General features: G+C 71.8%; 9 protein-coding genes and 1 pseudogene. 4 read left to right on the top strand and 6 right to left on the bottom strand.

What is annotated here, in order from left to right; genetic code table 11:
- From ACRX5S_RS00245 to ACRX5S_RS00235, 3 genes are all read right to left on the bottom strand, one after another.
- Positions 1-727: carboxylesterase family protein (locus ACRX5S_RS00245; RefSeq protein WP_436770598.1), on the bottom strand; the 727-nt coding region annotated here is incomplete at its 3' end.
- Between the two features lie 95 nt (positions 728-822).
- Complete coding sequence (locus ACRX5S_RS00240) at positions 823-1,623, bottom strand: aldolase (RefSeq protein WP_436770597.1); 801 nt, start codon at positions 1,621-1,623, stop codon at positions 823-825.
- Between the two features lie 14 nt (positions 1,624-1,637).
- Positions 1,638-2,303, bottom strand: coding sequence for a hypothetical protein (locus ACRX5S_RS00235; RefSeq protein ID WP_436770596.1), 666 nt, complete (start codon positions 2,301-2,303; stop codon positions 1,638-1,640).
- Positions 2,304-2,456: 153 nt separating this feature from the next.
- Between ACRX5S_RS00235 and ACRX5S_RS00230 the strand changes: the two genes are divergently transcribed.
- Positions 2,457-3,218: a hypothetical protein gene (locus ACRX5S_RS00230; protein WP_436770595.1), complete on the top strand. Its 762-nt coding sequence runs from the start codon at positions 2,457-2,459 to the stop codon at positions 3,216-3,218.
- 65 nt (positions 3,219-3,283) lie between these two features.
- A complete protein-coding gene (locus ACRX5S_RS00225) occupies positions 3,284-3,688 on the top strand; it encodes a VOC family protein (protein ID WP_436770594.1) in 405 nt (134 codons plus the stop codon).
- Positions 3,689-3,715: 27 nt separating this feature from the next.
- On the opposite strand, the gene ACRX5S_RS00220 is transcribed toward ACRX5S_RS00225, so the two are convergent.
- From ACRX5S_RS00220 to ACRX5S_RS00210, 3 genes are read right to left on the bottom strand one after another with little or no spacing between them, the layout of a single operon-like run.
- On the bottom strand, positions 3,716-4,069 hold the full coding sequence (locus ACRX5S_RS00220; RefSeq protein ID WP_436770593.1) for a UBP-type zinc finger domain-containing protein: 354 nt from the start codon (positions 4,067-4,069) through the stop codon (positions 3,716-3,718).
- Positions 4,066-5,589, bottom strand: coding sequence for an ATP-binding protein (locus ACRX5S_RS00215; protein WP_436770592.1), 1,524 nt, complete (start codon positions 5,587-5,589; stop codon positions 4,066-4,068). The genes ACRX5S_RS00220 and ACRX5S_RS00215 overlap by 4 nt, the downstream gene beginning before the upstream one ends.
- The gene (locus ACRX5S_RS00210; protein ID WP_436770591.1) at positions 5,586-7,262 is read right to left on the bottom strand and encodes an FAD-dependent oxidoreductase; all 1,677 of its coding nucleotides are present in this window, start codon (positions 7,260-7,262) and stop codon (positions 5,586-5,588) included. The genes ACRX5S_RS00215 and ACRX5S_RS00210 overlap by 4 nt, the downstream gene beginning before the upstream one ends.
- A gap of 446 nt (positions 7,263-7,708) precedes the next feature.
- On the opposite strand from ACRX5S_RS00210, the gene ACRX5S_RS00205 reads away from it, so the two are divergent.
- Together ACRX5S_RS00205 and ACRX5S_RS00200 are read left to right on the top strand one after the other, a co-directional pair.
- Positions 7,709-8,188 carry a nuclear transport factor 2 family protein gene (locus ACRX5S_RS00205; protein ID WP_436770590.1) on the top strand — a complete coding sequence of 160 codons (480 nt, stop codon included), beginning with the start codon at positions 7,709-7,711 and terminating at the stop codon, positions 8,186-8,188.
- Between the two features lie 217 nt (positions 8,189-8,405).
- Positions 8,406-10,014: pseudogene (locus ACRX5S_RS00200) on the top strand (hypothetical protein); the annotation flags it as partial.

The raw sequence follows: 10,014 nt of genomic DNA, 5'->3' as shown, positions 1-10,014 counted from the left end.
GGGCCGCGGCCGCGGCCCGGTTGCTCCCGAACGCACCCGGGGATTCGGCGACGACCGCCCGGAACAGGTGTTGCGCGTCCGGCATCGACAGCAGCGTCAGGACCGCGCTCGCGCCCGCGCTCTGCCCGCCGATCGTCACCTTGCCGGGGTCGCCGCCGAACGCGGCGATGCTGTTCCGCACCCACTCCAGCGCCAGCAGCCAGTCGCGCACCGCGCGGTTGTCGGGCGCGCCGTCCAGCCGCCCGAAGCCGTCGACGCCGAGCCGGTACGACACCGACACCACCACGACGCCGTCGCGCGGGAACGCACCGCCCTCGTACCACGGCGACGACGGCGACCCGCTCATGAAGCCGCCGCCGTGGATCCAGACGTAGACCGGGAGTTGGGCCGCGGCGTCCCCCGGGCACGGCGTGAACACGTTGACCAGCAGCGTGTCGTCGCCGGGGTACGACGGCTCGGGGATCAGCGTGACGCCCATCATGTAGTCGCGCAGCGGGGTGGCACCGTACCCCGTGGCGTCCCGTACGCCCTCCCACGCAGCGCGCTTGACGGGGGCGGCGTAGCGCAGGTCGCCGACGGGCGCCTCGGCGTACGGAATGCCCAGGTACGCGGCATTCGACGGGCCCAGCATCACCCCGCGGACCGCTCCGGACGGCGTCCGGACGACGGGTGCCTCAGCCGGCCGTTCCGACGGCTGGGCGCCCTGGCTGTGCACGGTGGAGGCCATCGTGGTCCTTTCGAGCGGCACGGGCTCCGCGGCGGCGGAAGCGCGAGCCGACAATACCGAGTGGACACTAGGTTTTCACACCCGTTTGGCCTCCCTCACCCGATCGCCGTCCCCGCGGCGACGCAATCGGGATGGTTCCGCAGCGCCCGGCGCGCGTAGTAGGCGAACGTGGCCCGGTGGCGCTGCGGCGTGGACGTCCAGTCGTGCGCCTCGCGCGCCAGGTCGTCCGGCAGCGGCCTGACGGTCCCGGCGGCCATCGCGAGAAGCTGGAGCTGCGCCGCGCGCTCGATCAGCACGGCAAGGTTGCACGCCTCCTCGACCCCGCCGCCCGCCACGAGCTGCCCGTGGTGCGCCAGCAGGATCGCCCGCTTGTCGCCGAGCGCGGCGGAGATGATCTCGCCCTCCTCGTTCCCCACCGGGATCCCGGGCCAGTCGGGCAGGAACGCGCAGTCGTCGTACAGCGGCGTCGTGTCCATCTGCGCCACCACCAAGGACACTTCGAGCATCGACAGCGCCGCCGCGTGCAGCGGGTGGGTGTGCACGATGCAGCCGACGTCCTCGCGGGCCCGGTAGATCCATGTGTGGAACCGGTTGGCGGGGTTGGCCATCCCGTCGCCTTCGAGGACGTTCAGATCCTCGTCGACGAGGAGCAGGTTGTCCTCGGTGACCTCGTCGAAGCCGAGCCCGAGGCGCTGCGTGTAGTACGTGCCGGGCCGGTCACCGCGCACGGTGATCTGCCCAGCGAGGCCGGAGTCGTGGCCCGCGTCGGAGAGTATCCGGCAGGTGAGCGCCAGCTTTTGACGGACGCTCAGGCCGCTGTCGCCGAACTCCTCCGCCATCCGCCGCGCGGCACGGTCGACCAGCACATGTTTGGGGTCATCGAGCGAATTCGCCATGGCAGTACGTCCGTTCAGCAGCTCTGGAAGAAGAACTCGGCACTGTTGCCGTCCGGTGCGAGGAACAGGTAGCCGACCCCGCTGTCGCCGAAGTTGACCGGGAAGGGCAGCTGGTACGAGTCCATCTGGGCGACGAACTGCCACTCCTCGCCCGGCGAGTAGTCACCCTGCAACCAGACCGGAGTCACGTCCGGGCCGCCGAGCTGGTCCATGCGGATACTGCCCGACGCGTCCTTCCGCAGCTCGTCGAGCAGGTCCTCCAAACGCTCTTCCCGGTCGAACTCGTCCTCGTCCTCGACCGGTTCCATCTCCCTCTCCACGTGGGAGAAGTCGACCTCCTCCTGAACCCTGACGAGGTGTGCCCGGTCCATCACGGTCGGCCCGGTCGCCTCGGCACGCGCCTCGAAGCGCTCGGTGACCTGGCCGCCCGGCTGGACGACGGTCGCGTACTCCCCCGAGTACCCCGCGGCGAACAGGTAGACCATGCGGTCCCCGGCCTCCCCGTCCCCAGCCGCCGGCACCCGGAACTGCCCCACGAACACGGCAAGTTCACCATCGTGATGGTAGACAGGCCACTGCGGTTCGCCCGTCCAGTCCGGCTGGCCGCCCAGCCGGGTGCCACCCGTGACGGCCGTGTCGGCGTCGTCCGCCGGGTGGTAGGTCGTGAAGCGGTAGCGCATAGCGGATCCCCGTGCTCGGCCGGACTGTTCCTGGCAGGCCACAAGTTATCGCCCGACCCCGCGTCCGCCTCACCCGGCGCCGCACCGGAGTCGGGCACCGGCCGCCGCCCGCCTGCGGCAAGCGCCCGAGGCTTGCACGCATTTCGCACGGGCATGATGCAGAGGCGAACGCTCGACATCACGGGGGTGGCCATGCGGTTTCGCCGTTTCGGGGGGAGGCGGCCGGGCGTCTCGACGCGCCGGCGGTCCGTCGCCCGGTGGATCGTCGTCGCGGTCGGCCTGGGGACCCTCGTGGCCGCGCTCGTCGCCGCGGCCGGTCCGTTCCGGGAGACGCGGGACTTCCGTGCGACCGTCACGTGCGAGAAGAACCGGGACGACTGCTTCGACAGCGAGGCCGGCTCGATCACTGGGCGCCGCACGTACACCACCACGTCGACGGACTCGGAGGGCAACACGACCACCACCACGCACCACGAGGTCACCTGGCAGCGGGCCGACGGCTCCCGCGAGACCCGCGACGTGTCGACGAGCTTCTACAAGAAGGCCCGGGAAGGCGAACCGGCCACCCTGCGACTCTGGCACGGCGACGTCGTCGCCGTGGAGGTGATGGGCGCCAAGGAGTCGTTCCTGCCTGAGGCCGCCGGCACACTCGCGTTGTGGCTGTACGCGGCCTACTTCGGTCTCGGCGTGTTCCTCTGGGGGCTGCTGTTCGGCTGGTGGGACGGCTTCTTCATGCTCTTCTTCCGCACCCTGAGCTGGATGTTCGCCGGCATCTTCCCGGTGATGATCACGACGAGCGCACTCGCGTACGGTCTCAACGGCCACTCGGCCTCGATCGGGACGGTCGTCTTCGGCGTCTTCTTCACCGGAATCGCCGTCTTCATACTGACGGGCTCACTCGACAACGCGTGGTGACGCGACGAGGCCCCACCCACAGCCGTCGCTGGCGCCCCCGGCACCCCTGAGGCAGGCTGAACCGCATGGTCTCGGTACTTCAGAACGTGGCGGTCGACTGTTCGGACGCACATGCCCTCGCCCGCTTCTGGAGCGCGGTGACCGGCGGACTGTTGGATCCCGGGGACAAACCGGGAGCGCACGAGACCCAGGTGACGCTGCCCGAAGGCCCCGTCCTGTACTTCAACCAGGTGCCCGAGCCGAAGACCGTCAAGAACCGCATCCACCTGTGCCTGCGCCCGGCCGCCTCGCGCGAGGAGGAGGTCGAACGCCTGCTGGGGCTCGGCGCCACCATGGTGGCGGACCGCCGCGAGCCCGGCGGGGCGGGGTGGGCCGTACTGGCCGATCCGGAGGGCAACGAGTTCTGCGTGCTCCGCGGCGACTCGGACCGGGCCGCGATGTCCGCGGCGGGCGGGGCGCAGGACGAATAGCCGGTCACGGACGCGCTCCGTCACACCTCAGCGCCGCAGCGTCTCCGCCCAGTTCGCCGGGACGCGCCCCGCCGGCCCCGGAGAGGGCTGGTCCTCCGGGTGGCTCTGCGGCGGCGCCAGGTCCGGCCCCGACTCGTACATCTCCGACGTCTTGTAGTCCCAGAACCAGCGCTCGCCCGGCTCGAAGCTGCGGACGACCGGATGCCCGGTCGCCTTGAAGTGCGCGGTGGCGTGCTGTGACGGCGACGAGTCGCAGCAGCCGATGTGCCCGCACCGGGCGCAGCGCCGCAGGTGGAACCACCACCCCCCGGCCGCTTCGCACTCACTGCATCCGGTGCCGCTCGGCTCCGCGGCGGGGTCCACTCCGGCGGGCGATGTCATGGCGTCTCCTCGGGGGTCGGGGCGTCCCCGGTGCGCGGCCCGGTGTCCGGGGCGGTCAGCGGCAGGCGTACCAGGAACGTCGTGTCTCCGGGTGCGGATACCACGTTCAGGCTCCCGTGATGCTTGTTGACGATGATCCGCCACGAGATCGACAGGCCGAGCCCCGTACCCTCGCCGACCGGCTTCGTGGTGAAGAAGGGGTCGAAGATGCGCTCCCGGATGTCGGCGCCGATGCCGGGCCCGGTGTCGTGGAACTCCACGAGGAGCTGGTCGCGGTCGAGCGACGTGCGCACGGTCAGCGTGCCCGCGCCGTCCATCGCGGAGACCGCGTTGTCGATGAGGTTGGTCCACACCTGGTTCAGCTCGCCCGGGTACGCCGGGACGCGCGGCAGCGTCCGGTCGTACTGCTTGTCGACGCGGATGTCCGGGCCGATCTTGCGGGCGAGCATCGTCAGTGTGCTGTCGAGGAGTTCGTGGACGTCGGCGTCCTGCGACGGGGCCCGGTCGAGCTGCGAGTACTGCTTCGCGGCGTGCACGAGCTGGGAGATCCGCGTCGTGGAGTCCTCGATCTCGGTCATCAGCAGCTCGGTCTCGACGGTGTAGTTGAGCCAGCGGATCGCGCCTTCGAGGATCTGCGCGTCCACGGTCGCGGCGACGTTGTCCAGCCAGTCGGTGTCGAGCCCGGCCTGGACGAACGTGGGTGCGATGTTCCAGCCCTCGGCGATGCCGTGGTCGTCGAGCCAGTCGGCGACGGCGTCCTCGCGGTCGCTGGCCTCGATCGGACTGAGCGGCGTGGCCTTGGCGACCTGTTCGGCGGTGCGCTCCTGGATCTCGACCAGCGTCTCCAACTCCTCGCGCCGGAACGGGCCGGACGCGATGGCCTTCAGCTTGTGCCGCATCCCGGCGACGCGTTCGCGCAGCGCCGAGGTCGCGCGTACGGCCGCCGCCGCGGGGTTGTTGAGCTCGTGGGTGAGCCCGGCGGACAACGAGCCGAGGGCCAGCAGGCGTTCGCGCTGCCCGACGACCTGCTGGGTGTTCTGGTGGCCGAAGAACAGGCCCTCCAGCAGGTGCACGGCCATCGGGAACCAGTCGCGCATGACCGCCGCGAAGGTCTCGGCCGGGAGAATGAACAGCCGCGACTGCTCCGGCACCCGGCACGAGCCCTGGTAGTGCGCGCGCGTGGGGTCGGTGGCATAGGCCTGGAAGGCTCCCGCGTACGCTCCGCGGTCCGAACTCCGGGTGACCTCAAGGTCGTCGGCGCCGACACGGCGGGAGAGGACGAGGGTGCCTTCGAGCAGGACGTAGAAGCAGGTCGCCGGCTCGCCCTCGCGGTAGAGGTAGCCCGGCTCGAAGCGCTCCACCCGGCCCTCCGCGCAGAGCCGGGCCAGTTGCTCGTCGTTGAGCTTCTCGAAGAGGAACAGCGTGCTGAGTTCCTCGACTTCGCAGGGCATCGGCACGCCGGCGGCGTCCGCCGCGGCGCCTCCCCCGCCCGCCCCGGCGGGTCCGGCCTGCCCGCTCATGACTGCTCCAGGTAGCGGTGGACGAGCATCACGGCCATGGCTCCCTCTCCGACGGCGGACGCAACCCGTTTGGCGGACTCCGAACGGGCGTCCCCCGCCACGAACACGCCCGGCACATTGGTTTCGAGGTGGTACGGCGAGCGGTCCAGGCCCCAGCCGCTCGGCGACTGCCCGCCGACCGTCAGGTCCGGTCCGGCCACGATGAAGCCGCGCGGGTCGCGGGTGACCGTGCCCTCCAGCCAGTCGGTGAGCGGTGCGGCGCCGATGAACACGAACATCCACTGGGCGTCCACGAGTTCGGTCTCGCCGGTGGTGACGTCGCGGAGCGTCAGTTGCTCCAGGTGGTCGGTGCCGTGCGCGCCCTCGACGACCGTGCCGGTGCGCACGTGGATGTTCGGCGCCTGCTCGATCTGCTGGATCAGGTAGTGCGACATCGACGCGGTGAGCGAGGGCCCGCGCACGAGCAGCGTCACCGACTTGGCACCGCGTGCCAGGTACATCGCCGCCTGCCCCGCGGAGTTCGCGCCGCCGACGATGTAGACGTCCTCGCCCGAACACGCGGCCGCCTCGGTCAGCGCCGAGCCGTAGTAGACGCCGCACCCGGTCAGCGGCTCCAGCCCCGGCACCTCCAGACGGCGGTACGACACGCCGGTCGCGAGGATCACGCTGTGCCCCGAGATGGCGGACCCGTCCGCGAAGCGCACACCGCGCGCCGAACCGGCCACCTCCAGGCCGGTCACTTCGCGCGCGGTCAGGATCTCCGCGCCGAACTTGGCCGCCTGCCGCCGCGCCCGGTCGGTGAGCTGGGCGCCCGACACGCCGTCCGGGAAGCCGAGGTAGTTCTCGATGCGCGAGCTCTGCCCGGCCTGCCCGCCGGTGGCCGAACGCTCGACCAGGACGGTCCGCAGGCCCTCGGACGCGCCGTACACGGCCGCCCCGAGCCCGGCGGGGCCGCCGCCGATGACGATCAGGTCGTAGAAGTCCTCGGCCGGCACGGTGGCCAGGCCCACCTGCGCGGCGAGGTCCGGTTCCGCGGGCTCCACGAGCGTGGTGCCGTCCGGGGTGACGACCAGTGGCAGGTGGTCGCTGTCCGTGCGGGCCGCGGCCAGCAGGCGCTGCCCCTCGGGCTCGTCGCAGGAGTACCAGCGGTACGGGACCTGGTTGCGGGCCAGGAACTCGCGTACCGCCGACGACTGCGCGGACCAGCGGTGGCCGACGATCTTGGTGGTCGGCACCTGCTTGTGGTCGGAGTCCTGCCAGGCCTGGAGGAGGTCGTCCAGGACCGGGTACAGCTTCTCCTCGGGCGGGTCCCAGGGCTTGAGGAGGTAGTGGTCGAGGTCGACGACGTTGATCGCGTCGATGGCGGCGTTGGTGTCGGCGTACGCGGTCAGCAGCACCCGGCGCGCGCTCGGGTAGATGTCGGCGGCCTGCTCCAGGAACTCGATGCCGTTCATCTGCGGCATGCGGTAGTCCGCCAGGAGGACGGCGACCAGGTCGCCGCGCAGCTTGAGCTCGCGCAGCGCGTCCAGGGCCGTCGCGGCGGACTCGGCGCGCACGATCCGGTACGAGCCGCCGTACCGCCGCCGCAGGTCGCGGGCGACGGCGCGCGACACCCCCGGGTCGTCGTCCACGGTCAGAATCACGGTCTGCCGCGAGCCTGCTGTCTCTGCCACGCGTCTCCCACCCGAATTGCTCGATTTGACATTGCCCGGCTCCGGGAGCCACCGGCACACCCCCAACGCCCACTCATCGTATTGGCGCACGATCGATCATGCAGATTCGTATGCGCACAGGTGTTCGGCGTGCGCGCACGGGCACGGAAGGTGCTCGGCCCCGGGTGTCGGGCGGCCCTGGATGTCGGGTGGCCTGGGTGTCGGGTGGCCTGGGTGTCGGGTGGCCCTGGGTGTCGGGTGGCCCTGGGTGTCGGGTGGCCTGGGTGTCGGGTGGCCCTGGGTGTCGGGGGCCCCAGGTGTCGGGGGGCCTGGGTGTCGGGTGGGCCCAGGTGTCTCGGACGGCGGAAGTTGAGCGGGCAACCGTCCGCTTGCCTGGATGTCGCCGGAGTCCTCTGATACCACCGGACCATCCGTCCCGGGATCGCCACCGTCCAGGAGGTACTACGATGGGCCGCTTCACCCGCGAGGAACTGCAAGGCGCTCTCTCCCACTACAACTCGGTCGTCGACACCTGCATCGAGTCCGGCGACTGGACCGCGTTCGCGGACCTGTTCACCGAGGACGTCGTCTACACCGAGCACGCGTACGGCGTTTTCACCGGCCGCGAGTCGGTGCGCTCGTGGATCAAGGAGGTCATGGCTCCGTTCCCGATGATGCGCTTCCCGCAGGACTGGGTGGCGTACGACGAGGAGAACGGCGCCATCGTGCTCGGCCTGCGCAACGTGCTCCCGCATCCCACGGAGGCGGGCGCGGAGTTCGGCTTCGCCAACTGGACGCGCCTGGTCTACGCGGGCGACGGCCTCTTCTCCTCGGAGGAGGACTGCTACAACCCGGCCCGCGACGCCCCCGCCGCCATCGGCGGCTGGCTGGAGGCCGGCGGCAAGCCCGCCAAGGAGATCGTCACCCACGACGAACGCGCCCTCTGACGCACCGGCAGGGTCGCGGCACGCGCGACCGCCCTGATCCGCGGCTCCCTTGCGGCTGCCTTGGCCGCCCGTTCCCTGGGGACCGCGGATCTCGGCGCGTTCGACCCCTGAAGTGTGGCGGGGACGGCTGGTAGAACGGGCCGGTAACCCTTCGGGGGTACGCGGCGTGTACCGCGCTCCCTCGGCACACGACGACTGCACGGGAGCGGACCGAGCCTTGACGGACAAGCTCAGCGCGACGCGCGACACGGCGGACAAGCAACTGGAGTTCCTGGCGGAGAAGGCCGTCGGCCGCAGACTCACCGCGGGCCTGCGCGCGGAACTCGCCCGGCTCGCCGAGCTGTTGCACGCTGAGGGGCGTACGTGCGACCCGGTCGGGTTCGCGACCGTGCAGCGCCTGTACGCCGGCCATCTGCCGATGTGGGACCTCGACTTCGACCTGATCGACGCCGCACTGGCGGCCGGGGTGCCTTTCAGCGCGCCGCCGCCCGGCACCGTGGTCAGCCTGCGCGCCTGGGCGGGCCGGGCGCGTCGCGGCGGCCTCGGCACAGTGGCGGCGGATCCGCGGTTCCGCCCGCTGCTGCGCGAGGCGGTGTTCGACCGGCGCGGCGATCTGCTGGCGCTGGGCCGCCCCGGCTGTGTGCTCCGCGACCACGCCGGTTTCGCCGAAGCGGTGCTGGGCGCACCGGGGTTGGTCGACATCCTGCGGGAATCCGTCGAGACGTGGGCGGACGCCGTGCGGGCGGGCAGTCTGCCGGTCCTGCACGAGGCCGTGTACTTCCTGGACCTGCTGGGACCCGCCCGGCTTGCCGACGCGTGTCCGGACGTCCGGGAGCTCGTCGGCGAGTTGCTGACGGTTGATCTCGCCGAGGTCGTCGCGGCCACGTGGCGCGGCGGGCTCGTGGACGAGCTGGGCGACGCCGCGCTCGACCGGTTCGGCTCGTTCTGGCACAGCGACGACGTCTTCCGCCTGGAGCCCGGCGAGGGTGCCGCCGAGGACTCGTTCGTCGTCGCGGGCAACGGGCGCGCCACTGTCTTCGGGCCACGCGGCGTGGTCGCCGGGCCGCTGTTCCTGTGGTTCCCGGCCGAGGCCGGGTCGTCCGCGACATCGGACCGGTTCGTCTACGAACGCGGGCAGTTCACGGCCTCGGCACCGCCTGCGGACGACGCGCTGTCTCCGGTGGCGCTGCCGGGGGCGGCGCATCAGGGCGAATCGGGACGGGAGTTGCGGCGCGGCTCGGGTGGCTGGTGGGAACTCCTGGACGCGAAGGGCGTGGTGGTGAGCCGCTGGTACCAAGGGCCGTCCCGCCCGGCGCGCGTCGCGGGCACGCACAGCGTCGGTCGTCGCCGCCACCGCTGGGCGTCCGGCAGCGAACTCGTGACCCCGCCCCAGGTCTGGGGACGCCTGGCCGCGCGCGACGAGGCGGGCTCCCGGCTGCTGCGCGGCGCGGACGCTGCGATGGCGGCCGGGGTGCTGGACGCCGTCGACGGTACGCTCGCCGACCGGATCACCGCGATCGGCCGGCGCGTCCCGGTCGGCGACCACACGCACGAGGTCGACGGCTGCTTCGACGCCATCCGCGCGGTGCTCGAACCGGTGTTCCCGGAGTCGGCCTTCCCGGAGCCGGTCGCGGACCGCCTCCTCGACGGCATCGCGGGGACGATCTGGTCGGCGGTGGAGTGCCGGGTGCTGAGTGCCCGTCACGTGGAAGGCGGCGTGCCGAGTGCGCATCTCGTGGAAGGCAGCCGGCCGAGTGCCCGTGACATCGAGCCGAACGCGGCCGGCCGCGACGGCGCCGCGCCGGCCGCCGGGCCCGTACTGCGGG

This window comes from Yinghuangia sp. YIM S09857 (genome assembly GCF_051388915.1).
Lineage (GTDB): Bacteria > Actinomycetota > Actinomycetes > Streptomycetales > Streptomycetaceae > Yinghuangia.
This window is presented reverse-complemented; position numbering and strand designations above follow the sequence as displayed.